Origin of the sequence: Streptomyces sp. NPDC051909 (genome assembly GCF_040681095.1) — a bacterium.
Lineage (GTDB): Bacteria > Actinomycetota > Actinomycetes > Streptomycetales > Streptomycetaceae > Streptomyces.
This window is the reverse complement of sequence record NZ_JBFAYA010000049.1, coordinates 1-17,799: the sequence shown is the minus strand read 5'-3', so window position 1 is coordinate 17,799 and position 17,799 is coordinate 1. Positions and strand designations below refer to the sequence as shown.

Sequence of the window (17,799 nt, the reverse complement as noted above, 5' to 3'; positions counted from 1 at the left end):
TACGAGGATGATCCTCCGCCTTGCGCCTGCACGCACCGGACGCCGCGCGCCCCGCCCTGCGGGCGGACGACGCTATTTGTCAGACACGGCCTAGGAGCGCTCCTCCGCCTCGGCGCGCGGACGCCGGCCGCGCGGCAGCACCCGCAGGGCGTCGCCCATGTCCGCGACCTCGATGACCTTCATGCCCTGCGGCACCCTGCCCGGGTCGGACGGCACGAGCGCGTGGGTGAAACCGAGCCGGTGCGCCTCGGCCAGACGCCGCTGCACACCGGTCACCCGGCGCACCTCGCCCGCGAGCCCGACCTCTCCGATCGCGACGAGGTTCTTCGGCAGCGGGGTGTCGCTCGCGGCGGACGCCAGCGCGAGCGCGATGGCCAGGTCGGCGGCCGGCTCGGACAGCTTCACGCCGCCCACCGTCGCGCTGTAGATGTCCCGCTTGCCCAGCGCGCTGATCCGGCCGCGCTGCTCCAGGACGGCCAGCATCATCGACACCCGGGAGGTCTCCAGACCGGAGGTGGTCCGGCGCGGGGAGGGGATCTGCGAGTCCACCGTCAGCGCCTGCACCTCGGCCACCAGCGGCCGGCGGCCCTCCAGGGTCACGGTCAGGCAGGTGCCGGGCACGGCCACGTCGCGCCGGGTCAGGAAGAGCCCCGACGGGTCGGCGAGCCCGGTGATGCCCTCGTCGTGCAGCTCGAAGCAGCCGACCTCGTCCGTCGCCCCGTACCGGTTCTTCACACCCCGGACCAGGCGGAGCCGCGCGTGCCGGTCGCCCTCGAAGTGCAGCACCACGTCGACCAGGTGCTCCAGGAGCCGCGGTCCGGCGATGGCGCCGTCCTTCGTCACATGGCCGACCAGGAGGGTCGACATGCCCCGCTCCTTGGAGGCCCGGATCAGCGCGCCCGCCACCTCGCGGACCTGCGCCATGCCGCCGGGCGCGCCGTCGATCTCCGGGGAGGCCACCGTCTGCACCGAGTCCAGGATCAGCAGCGAGGGCTTCACCTCGTCCAGGTGCGCGAGAACGGCGGACAGGTCCGTCTCGGCCGCCAGATAGAGATGGTCGCTGAGCGCGTGGATCCGGTCGGCGCGCAGCCGGACCTGGCTCGCGGACTCCTCGCCCGTCACATAGAGGGTGCGGTGCTCGTCGCTCGCCGCCTTGGCGGCCACGTCGAGCAGCAGCGTCGACTTGCCGACGCCCGGCTCGCCCGCGATCAGCACCACCGCGCCCGGCACCAGACCGCCGCCGAGCACCCGGTCCAGCTCGTCGACGCCGGTGCCGCGGGCGGTCGCCTGCCGCCCGTCGACCTGCGCGATGGGCAGCGCGGCGCTCGACACCCGCCCGGCGGCGGTGGTCCGCACGGCGGGCGCGCCGTACTCCTCGACGGTGCCCCAGGCCTGACACTCGGGGCAGCGGCCGAGCCACTTCGCGGTCTGCCAGCCGCACTCGGTGCAGCGGTAGGACGGCCTGTCCTTGGCGGTTTTGCTACGAGCAGCCATGCGCGACACCGTATCCGCCCCCACCGACAACCTCTTTTTCGGGCCTCATCTCTCCTCCGGGCGCTTTGAGCCGGGCTCACGGCCCCGACCGTGCTCGCCTCCTCGTTCCTCGGAGACTCCGCGCGCTCGGGGTCGTTCCCCCGGCGCGCCCTTCGCCTCGCTCGGCGGTTTCCCGGGCGGGCCCGCACCGGTTCGGCACCGGCCCAGGGCGCCTTCACCCGTACGGGTTAAAAGCGTGCAAGGGGTGAGAAGTGTCCCCGCCCTCCCGCCTACGGTCGCCCAGTGACAAGCAGCCGCCTGGAACGACCCGACCGAAGCACCGGAGGCCCCCGCACCCTCGGCCGGCGGCCTCCCGCGCGCTACGAGGAGTACCTGGACGGCCTGTTCACCTACTGCCTCTCGGTGCTCTGCGACCACGACACCGCCACCGCCGTCCTCGGCGACGTCCTCGCCGTCGCCGAGCGGCACCACGGCCGCTGCCCGTCCGACGAGAGCGGCCGGCGGGCCTGGCTGTACGCGCTCGCCCGCTGGGCCTGTCTGCGCAGCCTCGGTGAGCAGCGCCGCCGCCGGCAGGGCGCCCACACCGGCCGCCCGGCGGTCGCCGCGCCCGCCCCGCCCCGGGTCTCCCCGGAGGTCGCCGAGCGCCGCCGTACCGAGCTCGCCGCACTGGCCTGGCCCGAGGCCGCCGGGACCACGCCCGAGCAGCGCGAGGCCCTGGAGCTCGCGGTGCGCCACGGGCTCGGGGCCCGCGAGGTCGCGGCCGTCCTGTCGCTCGACCCGGTCGCCGCCCGCGAGCTGCTGTCCTCCGCCGGCTGCGAGGTCGAGCGCACCCGGGCCGCCCTCGCGGTCGTCGAGACCGGCGACTGCCCGACCGTGGCCCGGCTCACCGGCGACCACCAGGTGCTGCTGTCGGCGACGCTCCGCGCCGAGCTGGTGCGGCACGTCGACGACTGCCCGCGCTGCCGCCGGGCCGCCGAGCGGGCCGGCGCCGCCGGACCCTGGCCGGGCGCGGCGGCACTGCCGGCCGGCCGTCTGCCGGTCGTGGAGGCGCCGCGCGCCGCCGCGTACGTGGCGATGCTGCACGTCCCGCGCGCCCGCGCGGGTGCGCCCCGCTTCGGTCCGACCGGCTTCCCGCTGGACCCGAAGGACCACGCGGCCCGCCGCGACCGGATGCGGGCCCGCGCGGTCACCACCACCGTGGTCGCCGCGGTCGTCGCCGCCCCGGTGTTCGCCCTGTGGACCTCGTACCGCGGCACCCCGGCCGGCGGCGAGGGCCAGGACGGGCCCGGGATCAGCGCCCGCGACGCCGACGAGCGGGGCGACACCCAGGGCGGCACCGGCAAGCGCCCGTACGACCGCTACGAGAACGCGGGCAACGCCCGCACCACCCCCGATCCGCGCTTCACCCGCGGCAGCCGCTCCCCGGACGTGTCCGTCGAGGTCATCAGCCCCGGCGCGCCCGGCAGCCCCGCCGTGCCCGGGCAGCCCGCGCCCGCCCTGCTCACCGTCGAGGCGCGGGGCAGTGGCGGAACGACCCTGCTCACCCTGACCAACGAGGGCGGCCTGCCGGGCGCCTGGTCGCTGTGGTCGGACGCGCCCTGGCTGTACGTGAGCCAGGCCTCCGGCACCCTCCGCCCGGGCGAGTCGATCACCGTGAGGATCTTCGTCGACCGCTCCCGCGAGCCGTCCGGCGCCTGGAGCGCGCGGGTGGGCGTGAACCCCTCGGGCGCGGTGGTGCGGATCGGCGGTTACGGGGCGGTCCCGCCGCCCACGACGACGCGGCCGACCACTCCGCCGCCGACCCGTACGGACGAGCCGACGACCCCGCCGCCCACCAGCGAGCCGCCGACCGAGCCGCCCACCACCGAACCCACGACCGAGCCGCCCACGAGCGAGCCGACGACCGACCCGACGACCCAGCCGCCGACCACCGAGCCCACCCCGGCACCGACGGACTCGTCGTCCACCGGCTCCCCGAGCACCGACCCGGCGCGGTCCCAGAGCTGAGGGGGCCGGCTGAGATCCAGGAGATCTAGGCGGGATCGGCCGGGTGCGGTGCCACCAGCGGCAGCTGGGAGGCGAGCCGCGCCTCGCACAGGCCGACGAGCACGTCGTACGCCGCCCGGCCCATCATCTCGACGAGCTCGGGCTTGTACGAGACGTACACCGGCTCCTTGCCGACGTGCGCCGAGCTCGCCGTCGTGCAGTACCAGTGCAGGTCGTGGCCGCCCGGGCCCCAGCCGCGCCGGTCGTACTCGCCGATCGACACCTGGAGCACCTTGGTGTCGTCGGGCCGCTCGATCCAGTCGTAGGTCCGCCGCACCGGCAGCTGCCAGCACACGTCCGGCTTGGTCTCCAGCGGCTCGCGGCCCTCCTGCATCGCCAGGATGTGCAGCGAGCAGCCCGCGCCGCCCGCGAAGCCGGGCCGGTTCTGGAAGATGCACGAGCCCTGCCAGCGGCGGGTCTGCCGCTCGCCGTCCTCGTCGACCTGAACCCAGCCGGTCTCCGTACCCACGTCGTGGAACTGCCACAGCTCGGGCGTCAGCCGCGCCACGTGCCGGGCGACCCGCTTCTCGTCGTCCTCGTCGGAGAAGTGCGCGCCCAGCGTGCAGCAGCCGTCGTCCGCCCGGCCCTCCCGGATGCCCTGGCAGCCGTTGCCGAAGATGCAGGTCCAGCGGGAGGTGAGCCAGGTCAGGTCACAGCGGTAGACCTGTTCCTCGTCGTCCGGGTCGGCGAACTCCACCCAGGCGCGGGGGAAGTCGAGACCCTTCTCGTCGGGCTCGGCGTCCTTGGCACGCTTCTTCCCGACCTTGACCGCCTTCACGGCCTTGGCCGCGTGCGCGGTCCGCGCGGCCTTCGCGTCCTTCACGGCACTCTCTTCGGCACTGGCTTTGTCCGGCTTCGCCTTTTTCGTCTTTGGCACAACACCAAGCGTATGCGGCGCGCGCAGTAGCGTTTCCGTCCATGAGACTCGGAGTCCTCGACGTCGGTTCGAACACAGTGCATCTGCTGGTGGTGGACGCCCACCCCGGCGCCCGCCCGCTGCCCGCCCATTCCCACAAGGCGGAGCTCCGCCTCGCCGAGCTGCTCGACGAGCGCGGCGCCATCGCCGAGGCGGGCGTGGAGCGGCTCGTCGCCACGGTCCGCGACGCGCTGACCGCCGCCGAGGACAAGGGCTGCGAGGAGGTTCTGCCCTTCGCGACCTCCGCCGTCCGCGAGGCCAGCAACGCCGACGAGGTGCTCGCCCGGGTGTACGAGGAGACGGGCATCGCGCTCCAGGTCCTCACCGGCCCGGAGGAGGCCCGGCTCACCTTCCTGGCCGCCCGCCGCTGGTACGGCTGGTCGTCGGGGAAGCTGTTCCTCCTCGACATCGGCGGCGGCTCCCTGGAGGTCGCCTTCGGCATCGACGAGGAGCCCGACGCGGCCGTGTCGCTGCCGCTGGGCGCGGGCCGGCTCACCAAGGGCTGGCTGCCGGGCGATCCGCCGGACACGGCGGACGTGAAGGCGCTGCGCCGGCACGTGCGGGCGCAGATCGCCCGTACGGTCGGCGAGTTCAGCCGTTTCGGCCGGCCCGACCACGTGGTGGCCACCTCCAAGACCTTCAAGCAGCTCGCCCGCATCGCCGGCGCCCCCGGCTCCGGCGAGGGCCTCTACGTCCAGCGCACCCTCTCCAGGTCCGCCCTGGAGGAATGGGTCCCCCGCCTCGCCGCCATGACCTCGCCCGAGCGCGCCCTCCTCCCGGGCGTCTCCGAGGGCCGCGCCGCCCAGCTCCTCGCCGGCGCCCTGGTCGCCGAGGGCGCGATGGACCTCTTCGGCGTCGAACGCCTGGAGATCTGTCCCTGGGCGCTCCGGGAGGGCGTGATCCTGCGGAGGCTGGACCACCTGCCGTAGCGGAAGCGGTACGGGCGGGAGCGGTAGGAGCGGGAACGGTACGGGCGGGAGCGGGCCCCCGCACCGGGGCCGGTCCCGGTGCGTGACCGGAACCACCCCCCGGGGTCCGGCCCCGCCCCGTACCCTGTCTCCGTGGCAGAACCAGCGGTGCGCGTCCCGGATGCGAAGGTCGCCCTGTCGACGGCCTCGGTGTATCCGGAGTCGACGGCGACGGCCTTCGAGGTCGCCGCGCGCCTCGGGTACGACGGCGTCGAGATCATGGTGTGGACCGATCCGGTCAGCCAGGACATCGAGGCGCTGCGCCGGCTGTCGGACTACCACCAGGTGCCGATCCTCGCCGTGCACGCGCCCTGCCTCCTGATCACCCAGCGGGTCTGGTCCACCGACCCGTGGGTCAAGCTGCAGCGCGCGCAGGCGGCGGCCGAGAAGCTCGGCGCGTCGACCGTCGTCGTGCACCCGCCGTTCCGCTGGCAGCGGCAGTACGCCCGGGACTTCGTCACCGGCATCTGGCGGATGGCCGACGAGACGGACGTCCGGTTCGCCGTGGAGAACATGTACCCGTGGCGGTACAAGGACCGCGAGATGCTCGCGTACGCCCCCGAGTGGGACGTGACCAAGGACGACTACCGGCACTTCACGATCGACCTCTCCCACACCGCGACCGCCCGCACCGACACCCTCGCCATGATCGACCGCATGGGCGACCGCCTCGGCCACGTCCACCTCGCCGACGGGCGCGGCTCGGCGAAGGACGAGCACCTGGTGCCGGGCCGCGGCAACCAGCCGTGCGCGGAGCTGCTCGAACGCCTCGCCCACAACGCCTACGACGGGCATGTCGTCATCGAGGTCAACACCCGGCGCGCGATGTCCTCCGCCGAACGCGAGGCCGACCTCGCCGAGGCCCTGGCCTTCACCCGGCTCCACCTGGCCGCCGCCTCACGGGGCACGCGCGCGTGAGCGAGGAGACTCCTCGGCGCCGTGGCCGTCCCGCCCGCCGTTCCGTCGACGAGGGCGGACCGGGCGCGCGGGAACGGATCCTGGAGGCGGCGCGCGAGCAGTTCGCCGAGCGCGGTTACGACAAGACCTCGGTGCGCGGCATCGCGAAGGCGGCCGGGGTCGACGCGGCGCTCGTGCACCACTACTTCGGCACGAAGGACGAGGTCTTCGCGGCGGCGATCGAGGTGTCGTTCGAGCCGACGGCCGTCGTCCCGGCCATCATCGGGGGCCCGCGCGAGGCCATCGGCGAGCGCCTGGCCCGCTTCTTCATCGGCGTCTGGGAGAACCCGGCGACCCGGGCCCCGCTGCTCGCGATCATCCGCTCGGCGCTGACCCACGAGGCGGCGGCCAAGGTGCTGCGCGGCTTCGTGCTGCGCCGGCTCCTGGAGCGGATCGCCGCCGACCTCGACGTACCGGACCCGAAGTTCCGGGCGGAGCTGGCGGCCTCGCACATGATCGGGATCGCGATCCTGCGGTATGTGATCCAGGTGGAGCCGCTGGCCTCGGCGGAGCCGGAGGCGATCGTGGCCCAGGTGGCGCCGACGCTGCAGCGCTATCTGACCCAGCCCTGACCGAAGGGGCCCGGCCCTGACCGAAGGGCGGTTCCGCCGTCCGTCATGCGGACACCCTTGTCCAGATCTTGGAGTCGAAGCGTACGCTCGACTCCAGACACACCCATCACGAGGAGCGAGCGACGATGCCCGAGCTGAGGTCCCGCACAGTCACCCACGGCCGCAACATGGCGGGCGCCCGCGCCCTTATGCGCGCCTCCGGTGTACCGGGCGCGGACATCGGACGGAAGCCCATCATCGCGGTGGCCAACTCCTTCACCGAGTTCGTTCCCGGCCACACCCACCTCCAGCCGGTGGGCCGGATCGTCTCCGAGGCCATCACGGCCGCCGGCGGCATCGCCCGCGAGTTCAACACGATCGCCGTCGACGACGGCATCGCCATGGGCCACGGCGGCATGCTCTACTCCCTGCCCTCCCGCGACCTGATCGCGGACAGCGTGGAGTACATGGTCGAGGCGCACTGCGCCGACGCCCTGATCTGCATCTCCAACTGCGACAAGATCACCCCCGGCATGCTGATGGCGGCGCTTCGCCTCGACATCCCGACGGTCTTCGTCTCCGGCGGCCCCATGGAGTCCGGCCGCGCCACCCTCGTCGACGGCACCGTCCGCACGCTCGACCTGGTCGACGCGATCTCCGAGGCCGTCAACGACAAGGTGTCGGACGAGGACATCCTCCGTATCGAGGAGAGCGCCTGTCCGACCTGCGGGTCCTGTTCCGGCATGTTCACCGCCAACTCGATGAACTGCCTGACCGAGGCCATCGGCCTCTCCCTCCCGGGCAACGGCTCCGCCCTCGCCACCCACACCGCCCGCCGCGCCCTCTACGAGAACGCCGCGCGGACGATCGTCGACATCACGCGCCGCTACTACGACGAGGACGACGCGTCCGTCCTGCCGCGCAGCATCGCGACGAAGGCCGCCTTCGAGAACGCCATGGCCCTCGACATCGCCATGGGCGGCTCCACCAACACGATCCTGCACCTGCTGGCCGCCGCCCAGGAGGCCGAGCTCGACTACGGCCTGAGCGACATGGACGAGGTCTCGCGCCGCGTGCCGTGCCTGGCCAAGGTCGCCCCGAACGTCGCCCCGCGCGGCACGTACTACATGGAGGACGTGCACCGGGCCGGCGGCATCCCCGCCATCCTCGGCGAACTGCACCGCGCCGGTCTGCTCAACGAGGACGTGCACGCCGTGCACAGCCCGTCCCTCGCGGACTGGCTGAAGAACTGGGACGTGCGCGGCGGCTCCCCCTCCGAGGAGGCCGTCGAGCTGTGGCACGCGGCCCCCGGCTGCGTCCGCTCCGCCGAGGCCTTCTCGCAGTCCGAGCGCTGGGAGACCCTCGACACGGACGCGGCGGCCGGCTGCATCCGCGACGCGGCCCACGCGTACTCCAAGGACGGCGGCCTCGCCGTGCTGCGCGGCAACATCGCCGTCGACGGCTGCGTGGTGAAGACCGCCGGCGTCGACGAGTCGATCTGGACCTTCGAGGGCCCGGCCGTCGTCTGCGAGTCGCAGGAGGAGGCCGTCGAGAAGATCCTCAACAAGCGGGTCAAGGACGGCGACGTGGTCGTCATCCGCTACGAGGGCCCCAAGGGCGGCCCCGGCATGCAGGAGATGCTCTACCCGACCTCCTTCCTCAAGGGCCGCGGCCTCGGCAAGACCTGCGCCCTCGTCACCGACGGCCGCTTCTCCGGCGGCACCTCCGGCCTCTCCATCGGCCACGCCTCCCCGGAGGCCGCCTCGGGCGGCACGATCGCCCTCGTCGAGGACGGCGACCGCATCCGTATCGACATCCCCAACCGCTCGATCGAACTCCTCGTCGACGACACCACCCTCGCCGCCCGCCGCGAGGCCCTCGGCGGCGTCTACGCCCCGAAGAACCGCACCCGCAAGGTCACGGCGGCGCTGCGCGCGTACGCGGCGATGGCGACGAGCGCGGACAAGGGCGCGGTGCGGGACGTGACGAAGCTGGGCTGACGGCCGGAAACCGACGAACGGCGGTGGCCGGGACCCGTGAGGGGTCCCGGCCACCGCCGTTCTGTGCCGGGCGGCCGGGCGGCCGGGCGATGCCTCGGGGCGGCGCTACCAGCCCCCCGGATCCCCCGCGTCCACCGCGAAGACCGAGCCGTCCGGCGCCGTTCCGTACACCCGGCCGTCGGCGAGGACCGGGGCCGGGATGTCGGCGGCGGAGGAGAGGCGGCCGTTGTGGAGGCGCGGGCCGGTCTGGCCGAGGAAGGTGCCGCGCCGGGCGTCGACGGCGAGCAGGCGCCCGTCGGAGGCGGACAGGTAGAGACGGGCTCCGGCGGCGTCGACGACGGGCGCGGAGACGTGCGCGGTGCCCGTCTCCAGGTCCCAGAGGGTGCGGCCCCGCTCCCCGGAGATGTCGACGGCGCCGAGCCGGCCGCTGGGCGTGAGGAGGTGGACGACATCGCCGTGCGCGGCGAGGGACGGGTCGTCGAACAGGTCGGGCAGCTCGGACCGGTGGACCGAGCCGTCCGCCAGGCCGTAGCGCACCAGGGCCTCCGCCTTCCCGTCGCCGTTCACGGCGGCGAGGACGAGGGCTCCGCCCTGCGCCTCGGCGGCGGGGGAGAGCGCGCCGGTGAGCCGCTGCTGCCGGACGATCTCGCCGGTGCGCGGCCGGACGGTGCTCACGCGCGTGTGGTGCCCGTCGACGAGCACCTCGGTGACGGTGAGCAGGCCGGTCGCCGGGTCGTACGCGCCCGGCACCGGGTACTGGTGCCCGCGCAGCGTGCGGTGCCACAGCTCCCGCCCGGTGGCCGCGTCGACGGCGCGCAGCGCGGCGGTGCCGTCGGAGAGGACGAGGACGTCCCCGGCCGCGCGGGCGCGCTCGGCGCGGCCCTTCGCGGTCCGCTGCCAGCCGGCGGCGCCGTCCGTGCCGTACGTGCGGAGCTCGCCGGTCGACGAGGCGGCGGCGAGCCGGCCGCCGGCCAGCGGGGCCGGAGCCGGCGGCGGCATCGTGTCGGCGGGCCCGGGGCGCGACCAGACGATCCGCCCGGTGGCGGGGTCGAGCCGGGCGGCGGCGACCCCGCGCGCGGAGCAGTAGAGCGCGCCGCCGTCGAGGGCGCAGGCGGGGGCGGCCGGTTCGCCGCTCTTCTGGAGGGCGGTCTGCCAGCCGCTGAAGGCCTTCGCGGCCTCGGCGGGGTGGTGGGGGGCGGGTTCGGGGCCGCCGGTGTACGAGAGGGCGGCGACGGTGCCGCCGGCGGCCAGGACGAGCACGGCGGCGACGGCGAGCGGCCCTCGGCGCAGCCGCCCGCGCCGCCGGGGCGCGGGGGCGGGCGCGGCGGCCCGTACCGGCGTGTCGGCGTCCCAGGCGGGCCCGCCGGCGGCGCCGCGCGCGGCGGGCCCGGCCGGGGGCACGCTGGGCAGGGAGGGGCGCCGCTGGGCCGGTATGAAGGCGGCCGCGTCGTACGAGGGCGGCAGCAGCGCCGCCATGATCTCGGCCGGCGTGGGCCGTTCGCCCGGCTCCTTGGCGAGGCAGCGCGCGACCAGCGGCGCCAGTTCCTCCGGAACCCCCGTCAGATCCGGCTCGTCGTGCACCACCTGGTACGCCACGATGTACGGGCTGTCGGAGTCGAAGGGCCCGTGCCCGGTCGCCGCGTGCACGAGCACCGAGCCGAGGGCGAAGACGTCCGCCGAGGGCCCGACCTCCCTGGGGCGCTGGAACTGCTCGGGCGCCATGAAGGGCGGCGAGCCGATCAGCTTCCCGGTCTCCGTGCGCAGATCGCTGTCGACGGGCCGGGAGATCCCGAAGTCGATGACCTTCGGGCCGGAGTCGGTGAGCAGCACATTGCTCGGCTTGAGATCGCGGTGCACGACACCCGCGCGGTGGATGTCGCGCAGCGCCTCCGCGAGCCCGGCGGTGAGCCGCCGCAGCGCGGCGGGGGACAGCGGGCCGCTCCGCTTCACCTGGTCGGCGAGGGTGGGGCCGGGCACGTAGAGGGTGGCCATCCAGGGGCGTACGGCATCGGGGTCGGCGTCCACGACGGGCGCGGTGAAGGCCCCGCTGACCCGCCGCGCGGCGGCCACCTCCTGCCGGAAGCGGGCCCTGAACTCGGGGTCCTCCGCGTACTGTTCGTGCACCACCTTGACCGCGAGCCGCAGGCCCGAGGCGGAGGTGGCGAGATGGACGACGCCCATGCCGCCGGCGCCGAGACAGGCCTGGAGCCGGTACTCGCCCGCGTAGTCGGGCCCTTCCGCTTCCCGGTCGGCACCGGTCCTGCGCAACGGCGGCATCGCCAACCCCCGTGTGGTTCCCCGTCGGTGTCCGCGCGCCCGCGCGACGCACGGAGCCTAGTCGATGGCGCGGCCGATGTCGGTGGGGCTTGCTAGCCTGCGCGTCGCAGAGAGTGAAATTCGGCGGAGCGCTTCACTGGGGAGCGCTTTTCGGCCGACGGGGGAGGAAACCATGAGCATCCAGCGCTACCCGGTCGCGCCCGGGGTCCGGCTCAACGTCCGCTCGGGCCCGGGCACCCAGTACCCGATCATCCGCACCCTGCCGCTGGGGGTCACGGTGCCGGTCTACTGCCAGACGTACGGCACGTGGGTCAACGGTCCGTACGGCACCACGAACATCTGGGACAAGATCGACGACGGGGCGGAGTACGTCTCCGACGCGTACGTGCACACGGGCAGCGACGGCCTCGTCGCCTCCCGCTGCTGACGTCTCGCTGCTGGCCGCCTGCTCACGGCCTCACGGCCTCACGGCCTCACGGCCTCACGGCCTGCTGGTCTTACGGCCTCACGGCGATTTTCCGCCGCCCGGGGATAATCGACCCCGTGAGCGAGGAAAAGCAGAGCAGGACCGCCGGTGCCACCCCCGCCGGGCCGCAGCCCGAGGAGCTCCGCTTCTTCGGCACGACCTGGCTGGACCACAGCGGCCACTACGGGCTGCGCCGGGCCGGCGTGGCGGCCGGTTCGCTGGTCGCCGCGGTCGCCGGCTGCTTCGTGCTGCGCTTCGCCTACCAGGGCCTGGAGATCGCGAAGGTCGGCGGCTTCGTGAACACGCTGGTGGTCGTGATGTTCGCGATCTGCAGCGCGATCGCCTTCCGCAAGACCTGGGAGGGCTTCGTCCGCCGCCCGGCCGACCCGGCCCGCGAGGATGCCCTGCGCAGTCTGAAGGTCATCGGCTTCCTCGGCTCCCTCCTCGCCTACTTCTTCCGCAGCCTCAGCGAGGCGCCCGGCGAGAAGCTGCGGCGCGCGGAGTACGAGGAGGCCGTCACGCGCTTCGAGAAGCGGCGCGCGAAGAGCACGGGCAACCCTGCGGGCCGCCCGTCCGCCCGCAGGAAGCCCAAGCGCGGCTGATCCCCACCTCTTCCGAGAACCCCGGACGTTCGCCGTCCGGGGTTCTTGACGTTCCGCACCCCCGGGCCCACTATTCATCGCATGATGAATAAAACCGGGGAGGCCTTGCCGGTCGCCCCGCACGCCGCCATCACCGCGTCCGGGCTCACCGTCGTCCGTGGTGACCGCCCCGTCCTCCGCGGTCTCGACTTCACCGTCCCCCGCGGCCGCATCACCGGCCTCCTCGGCCCCTCCGGCTGCGGCAAGACCACCCTCATGCGCGCCATCGTCGGCACCCAGGCCAAGGTCACCGGCACCCTCGACATCCTCGGCCGGCCCGCCGGCGACCCGGCCCTGCGCTCCCGCATCGGCTACGTCACCCAGGCGCCCTCCGTCTACGACGACCTCACCGTCCGGCAGAACCTCGACTACTTCGCCGCGATCCTGCTCCCCGGCCGCGCCCACCGCGCCGAACGCCGCGCCGCCGTCGACCGGGCCGTCGAGGACGTCGACCTCACCTCCCACGCGGACGCCCTCGCCGGCCGCCTCTCCGGCGGCCAGCGCAGCCGCGTCTCGCTCGCCGTCGCCCTGCTCGGCACCCCCGAGCTCCTCGTCCTCGACGAACCCACCGTCGGCCTCGACCCCGTCCTGCGCCGCGACCTGTGGGACCTCTTCCACCGCATCGCCGCCGACCGCGGCACCACGCTCCTGGTCTCCTCGCACGTCATGGACGAGGCCGAGCGCTGCCACCGGCTGCTCCTGCTCCGCGAGGGCGAGCTGCTCGCCGAGGACACCCCCGAGGCGCTGCGCCGCCGCAACGACACCGCCACCGTCGAGGACGCCTTCCTCCACCTCGTCGACGCCGCCGCCGCCCGCGCCCGGACCCGTACCGCCACCACCACCAAGGAGACGCCGTGAACGCGGACCGCACCCTCGCCACCGCCGCGCGCGTCCTGCGCCAGCTCCGCCACGACCCGCGCTCGATCGCGCTGATGCTGCTCGTGCCCTGCGTGATGCTCTTCCTGCTCCGCTACGTCTTCGACGGCAGCCCGCAGACCTTCGACAGCATCGGCGCCTCGCTGCTCGGCATCTTCCCGCTGATCACCATGTTCCTGGTGACCTCCATCGCCACCCTGCGCGAGCGCACCTCCGGCACCCTCGAACGCCTCCTCGCCATGCCCCTGGCCAAGGGCGACCTCATCGCCGGCTACGCCCTCGCCTTCGGCCTCGTCGCCGTCGTCCAGTCGGTCCTCGCCACCGGCCTCGCCCTGTGGTTCCTCGGCCTCGACGTCGTCGGCTCGCCCTGGCTGCTGCTCCTCGTCGCCCTGCTCGACGCGCTGCTCGGCACCGCCCTCGGCCTGTTCGTCTCGGCCTTCGCCGCCTCCGAGTTCCAGGCCGTCCAGTTCATGCCGGCCGTGATCTTCCCCCAGCTGCTGCTGTGCGGCCTGTTCACCCCGCGCGACCGGATGGCCCCGGCCCTGGAGGCGCTCTCGGACGTCCTGCCCATGTCGTACGCCGTCGACGGCATGAACCAGGTCCTCCGCCACACCGACGTCACCGCCGACTTCCTGCGCGACGCCCTCGTCGTCGCCGGCTGCGCGGTCCTCGTCCTCGGCCTCGGCGCCGCCACCCTCCGCCGCCGCACGGCGTGACCGCCTCGGCGTGACCGGATCACGTGCCCGCCCCTCGGACAGCCACGTCGCCGGACCGGACGCGGTGCGAGGATGGCCGCACGTACCCCCTCCGGCGAGGTGAACAGAGCCATGACCCAGACCGTCGCAGTCCTCGGCACCGGCAAGATCGGTGAAGCGCTCCTCAGCGGCATGATCCGCGCCGGCTGGCGCCCCGCCAACCTGCTCGTCACCGCCCGCCGCGCCGAGCGCGCCGAGGAGCTGCACGCCCGCTACGGGGTCGAGGCCGTCAGCAACGCCGACGCCGCGAAGCGCGCCGACACCCTCATCCTCGCCGTGAAGCCCCAGGACATGGGCCGCCTGCTCGACGAGCTCGCCCCGCACGTCGCCGCCGACCGCCTGGTCGTCAGCGCCGCCGCGGGCATCACCACCGCCTTCATCGAGGAGCGGCTGGCCGCCGGCACCCCGGTCGTCCGCGTCATGCCGAACACCCCCGTCCTCGTCGACGAGGGCATGTCGGTGATCTCCGCCGGCAGCCACGCCACCCCCGACCACCTCGCCCACACCGAGGAGATCTTCGGCGGCGTCGGCAAGACCCTGCGCGTCCCCGAGTCCCAGCAGGACGCCGCCACCGCCCTCTCCGGCTCCGGCCCGGCGTACTTCTACTACCTGGTCGAGGCCATGACCGACGCGGGCATCCTCCTCGGCCTGCCCCGCGCCCAGGCCCACGACCTCATCGTCCAGGCCGCCATCGGCGCCGCCGTGATGCTCCGCGACAGCGGCGAGCACCCGGTCAAGCTCCGCGAGGCCGTCACCTCCCCGGCCGGCACCACCATCTCCGCCATCCGCGAGCTGGAGAACCACGGTGTACGGGCCGCCCTGATCGCCGCCCTGGAGGCCGCCCGCGACCGCAGCCGCGAGCTCGCCTCCGGCAACGGCTGAGCCCCTACGGCTTGGCCCCGGCCAGCACGTCCTCCGTGGTCACGACCCGGGCGAACTTCCCGCCGTGCAGCGACACCGCCGTCGCCCGGGTCAACTCCTCCGCCGTCTGCTTCCAGCCGAACGGCCCGGTCAGGTCGAAGGTGTGCATCGCGTCGAGCGGGAACAGCACGTCGTAGCCGAGGTTCCCGCCCATCCGCGCGGTCGTCTCGTTGCACATGTTGGTCTGGATGCCGACGATCACGAACTGCCCGATCCCGGCCTCCTTCAGCCAGGTGTCCAGATCGGGCTCGCCGTAGAACACCGAGTTCACGGTCTTCGTGATGAACAGCTCCGGCCCGGTCCCCCTGCCCCGCCGCTCCTCGACGAAGTCCTTGAGCTCGTTGCCCTCGGTCCCCAGGGCCAGCGGCGACCCGGGGCGCGGAGAGTCGTGCCGTACGAAGACGACCGGGCGTCCCGTCTCCTGCCAGCGGTCGATCAGGGCCGCCATGTTCTGCTCGGCCTCCGCGTTGTCCCGCCGACCCCAGAACGCGTCCTCGAAGCCCTTCTGGACGTCGATGACGATGAGCGCCGCGTTGTTCTCGACCGTGATGTTCTCCGTGATCTCCATGCCCTGAATCCTGCCGCCGCGCGCACGCGCACCCCAGGGGTCCAAAGGCCATCGATCGATGGTTTACTGCCAGCCATGTCGCAACGCGTCGCCCTCCTCGCCTTCCCCGGCATCCGCGCCTTCGACGTCTCCGTCATCACCGAGGTCTGGGGCACCGACCGCACCGGCCGCGGCGTCCCGCCCTTCGAACTGCGCCGCGCCGCGGCCGACCCTGCCTCCCCCGTCCCGATCCGCGGCGGCCTCAGCCTCACCCCCGACCGCCCGCTCGCCTGGCTCGACGAGCTCACCCCCGCCGACCTCGTCCTCGTCCCCGGCATCGAGGACCCCGACACCGAGCTCCCCGACCCCGTGCTCCACGCCCTGCGCCGCACCCACGCCGCCGGCGTCCCCGTCGCCTCCCTCTGCGCCGGCGCCTTCGTCCTCGCCCGCGCCGGCCTCCTCGACGGCCGCCGAGCCGTCACCCACTGGCGCCTCGCCCCGGCCCTCGCCGCCCGCCACCCCCGGGTGACCGTCGAGGCCGAGGCCCTGTTCGTCGAGGACACCGGCATCTGGACCTCCGCCGGAACGGCCGCGGGCATCGACCTCTGCCTCCACCTGGTCCGTACGGCCCACGGCGCCGAGGTCGCCGCCACCATCGCCCGCTCGATGGTCACGGCCCCCTTCCGCACCGGCACCCAGGCCCAGTTCATCGAACACCCCACCCCGCGCGCCGACCGCGACGCCGACGCCCTCGCCGCCGTACGCGCCCACGCCCTCGCCCACCTCGACGAGCCGCACACCGTCACGAGCCTCGCCGCCCGCGCCGGCATGTCCGCCCGCTCCTTCGCCCGCCACTTCCAGGCGACCACCGGCACCACCCCCGCCCGCTGGCTGATCGTCCAGCGCGTGGCCGCCGCCCAGAAGCTCCTCGAACGCACCGACCACCCCCTCCCCGAGGTGGCCCGCCGCGCGGGCTTCGGCAGCGAGGTCACCATGCGCCAGCACTTCGCCACGCACCTCGCCACCAGCCCGCGCGACTACCGCAACGCGTTCCGTCAGAGCACCGGTCAGAACGCCGGCAGCAGCCCGATCGCCCGATAGGCCCGGTCGACCACCGGCCGCGCCATCCCCCGCGCCCGCTCGGCCCCGGCCCGCAGCACCTTCTCCACGTGCCCCGGATCCGCCGCCAGCTCGGCATGCCGCTCCCGCACCGGCCGCAGCATCTCGATGACCGCCTCGGCGGTGTCCTTCTTCAGGGCCCCGTACGAGTCGTACGTGTCGGCGAGCTCGGCCAGACCGCGGCAGCCGGTGGCGGCGGCCAGCAGATCCACCAGGTTCGCCACCCCCGGACTCTCCTCCCGGTCGTAGACGACCTCCCGCCCGCTGTCCGTCACCGCCCGCATGATCTTCCGCCGCACGGTGTCCGCGTCGTCGAGCAGATAGACGATCCCGGCCCCGTTCTCGTGCGACTTCCCCATCTTCGAGGTCGGGTCCTGCAGGTCCATGACCCGCGCCGCCACCACCGGATGCGTCGCCTTCGGCACCGTGAACACATGCCCGTACCGCTGGTTGAACCGCACCGCCAGGTCCCGCGCCAGCTCCACGTGCTGCGTCTGGTCCTCACCCACCGGCACCTCGTCCGTCGCATAGGCGAGGATGTCCGCCGCCATCAGCGCCGGATACGTGAGCAGCGAAAGCCGCACCCCCTGCCCGGACTCCCGGGCCCGCACGCTCTTCTCCTTGTACTGGATCATCCGGCGCATCTCGCCGTCCGTGGCCACGCACTCCATCAGATACGAGAGCCGCGCGTGCTCGTCCACATGGCTCTGTACGAACACGGTGCACCGCTCGGGATCGAGCCCCGCGGCGAGCAGCAACGTCGCCGCCTGCCGGCTCAGCCGCGTCACCCGCGCCGGATCGTGCTCCACGGTCAGCGCGTGCAGGTCCACCACACTGAACAGCGCGTCCGCCGCGTACTGGTCCACCTCGACCCACTGCCGTACGGCCCCGAGGTAGTTGCCCAGCGTCAGGTGCCCGGTCGGCTTGACCCCACTGAAGATCCGCTTCATGAGCGTCGTTCTCCCTCTCTCCTGCTGCTCTCTGGTCTGAGCACCGCCGGCCCGTCGGCCGGACTCCCGGAGGGGGATACGCGAACGGCCGCCGAGGCGGCGGCCGTTGTCTGCATGCGTGAGCTACGGGCCGCCGGTCAGGCGGCCCACCACTGAGTGCTGTGCGCATGCGTCGTCATACGCACAGGGTACGCCCAAGGCCCTGGGTTGACACCGGATTCCCCGATCCGTAGTGTTCTCCGAGTTGTCCGACGTGAGTACCGACCCCGGTCGGCCCCGGACAGCCATTCCGCAAGAAGCACAACACCTGACGGT

General features: G+C 73.8%; 16 protein-coding genes. 11 read left to right on the top strand and 5 right to left on the bottom strand.

The features are described 5' to 3' along the window. Positions 1-90 precede the first annotated feature (90 nt). Positions 91-1,494, bottom strand: coding sequence for a DNA repair protein RadA (radA, locus tag AB0M18_RS35375; protein WP_365765398.1), 1,404 nt, complete (start codon positions 1,492-1,494; stop codon positions 91-93). Positions 1,495-1,776: 282 nt separating this feature from the next. Here radA and AB0M18_RS35370 point away from each other — a divergent pair, with 282 nt between their 5' ends. Next, positions 1,777-3,501, top strand: a complete 1,725-nt coding sequence (locus AB0M18_RS35370; protein ID WP_365765396.1) for a hypothetical protein — start codon at positions 1,777-1,779, stop codon at positions 3,499-3,501. 25 nt (positions 3,502-3,526) lie between these two features. On the opposite strand, the gene AB0M18_RS35365 is transcribed toward AB0M18_RS35370, so the two are convergent. Further along, on the bottom strand, positions 3,527-4,417 hold the full coding sequence (locus tag AB0M18_RS35365; RefSeq protein ID WP_365765394.1) for a hypothetical protein: 891 nt from the start codon (positions 4,415-4,417) through the stop codon (positions 3,527-3,529). Between the two features lie 41 nt (positions 4,418-4,458). Between AB0M18_RS35365 and AB0M18_RS35360 the strand changes: the two genes are divergently transcribed. The 4 genes from AB0M18_RS35360 (at position 4,459) to ilvD (ending at position 8,932) form a co-directional block, all read left to right on the top strand. Then, complete coding sequence (locus AB0M18_RS35360; RefSeq protein WP_365765392.1) at positions 4,459-5,385, top strand: Ppx/GppA phosphatase family protein; 927 nt, start codon at positions 4,459-4,461, stop codon at positions 5,383-5,385. 132 nt (positions 5,386-5,517) lie between these two features. After that, a complete protein-coding gene (locus AB0M18_RS35355; RefSeq protein WP_365765390.1) occupies positions 5,518-6,342 on the top strand; it encodes a sugar phosphate isomerase/epimerase in 825 nt (274 codons plus the stop codon). Continuing rightward, positions 6,339-6,953, top strand: coding sequence for a TetR family transcriptional regulator (locus tag AB0M18_RS35350; protein ID WP_365765388.1), 615 nt, complete (start codon positions 6,339-6,341; stop codon positions 6,951-6,953). Before AB0M18_RS35355 ends, AB0M18_RS35350 begins: the two co-directional genes overlap by 4 nt. 125 nt (positions 6,954-7,078) lie before the next feature. Then, positions 7,079-8,932 (top strand): dihydroxy-acid dehydratase, encoded by a 1,854-nt coding sequence (ilvD, locus tag AB0M18_RS35345; protein WP_365765386.1) that lies wholly within the window; start codon positions 7,079-7,081, stop codon positions 8,930-8,932. A gap of 105 nt (positions 8,933-9,037) precedes the next feature. On the opposite strand, the gene AB0M18_RS35340 is transcribed toward ilvD, so the two are convergent. Next, positions 9,038-11,209, bottom strand: coding sequence for a serine/threonine-protein kinase (locus AB0M18_RS35340; RefSeq protein WP_365765384.1), 2,172 nt, complete (start codon positions 11,207-11,209; stop codon positions 9,038-9,040). 172 nt (positions 11,210-11,381) lie between these two features. Here AB0M18_RS35340 and AB0M18_RS35335 point away from each other — a divergent pair, with 172 nt between their 5' ends. From AB0M18_RS35335 to proC, 5 genes are all read left to right on the top strand, one after another. After that, a complete protein-coding gene (locus tag AB0M18_RS35335; RefSeq protein WP_365765382.1) occupies positions 11,382-11,636 on the top strand; it encodes an SH3 domain-containing protein in 255 nt (84 codons plus the stop codon). A gap of 116 nt (positions 11,637-11,752) precedes the next feature. Next, positions 11,753-12,277 (top strand): hypothetical protein, encoded by a 525-nt coding sequence (locus tag AB0M18_RS35330; RefSeq protein WP_365765380.1) that lies wholly within the window; start codon positions 11,753-11,755, stop codon positions 12,275-12,277. A gap of 81 nt (positions 12,278-12,358) precedes the next feature. Next, positions 12,359-13,174, top strand: coding sequence for an ABC transporter ATP-binding protein (locus AB0M18_RS35325; protein ID WP_365765378.1), 816 nt, complete (start codon positions 12,359-12,361; stop codon positions 13,172-13,174). Continuing rightward, a complete protein-coding gene (locus AB0M18_RS35320; RefSeq protein WP_365765376.1) occupies positions 13,171-13,908 on the top strand; it encodes an ABC transporter permease in 738 nt (245 codons plus the stop codon). Before AB0M18_RS35325 ends, AB0M18_RS35320 begins: the two co-directional genes overlap by 4 nt. Positions 13,909-14,019: 111 nt before the next feature. Next, positions 14,020-14,829, top strand: a complete 810-nt coding sequence (gene proC / locus AB0M18_RS35315) for a pyrroline-5-carboxylate reductase (RefSeq protein WP_365765374.1) — start codon at positions 14,020-14,022, stop codon at positions 14,827-14,829. 4 nt (positions 14,830-14,833) lie between these two features. On the opposite strand, the gene AB0M18_RS35310 is transcribed toward proC, so the two are convergent. After that, on the bottom strand, positions 14,834-15,436 hold the full coding sequence (locus AB0M18_RS35310) for a cysteine hydrolase family protein (RefSeq protein WP_365765372.1): 603 nt from the start codon (positions 15,434-15,436) through the stop codon (positions 14,834-14,836). A 75-nt stretch (positions 15,437-15,511) separates the two neighbouring features. Between AB0M18_RS35310 and AB0M18_RS35305 the strand changes: the two genes are divergently transcribed. Continuing rightward, positions 15,512-16,516 (top strand): helix-turn-helix domain-containing protein, encoded by a 1,005-nt coding sequence (locus tag AB0M18_RS35305; protein WP_365765370.1) that lies wholly within the window; start codon positions 15,512-15,514, stop codon positions 16,514-16,516. On the opposite strand, the gene trpS is transcribed toward AB0M18_RS35305, so the two are convergent. Next, a complete protein-coding gene (gene trpS, locus AB0M18_RS35300) occupies positions 16,483-17,484 on the bottom strand; it encodes a tryptophan--tRNA ligase (RefSeq protein ID WP_365765368.1) in 1,002 nt (333 codons plus the stop codon). The genes AB0M18_RS35305 and trpS overlap by 34 nt on opposite strands. Positions 17,485-17,799 lie beyond the last annotated feature (315 nt).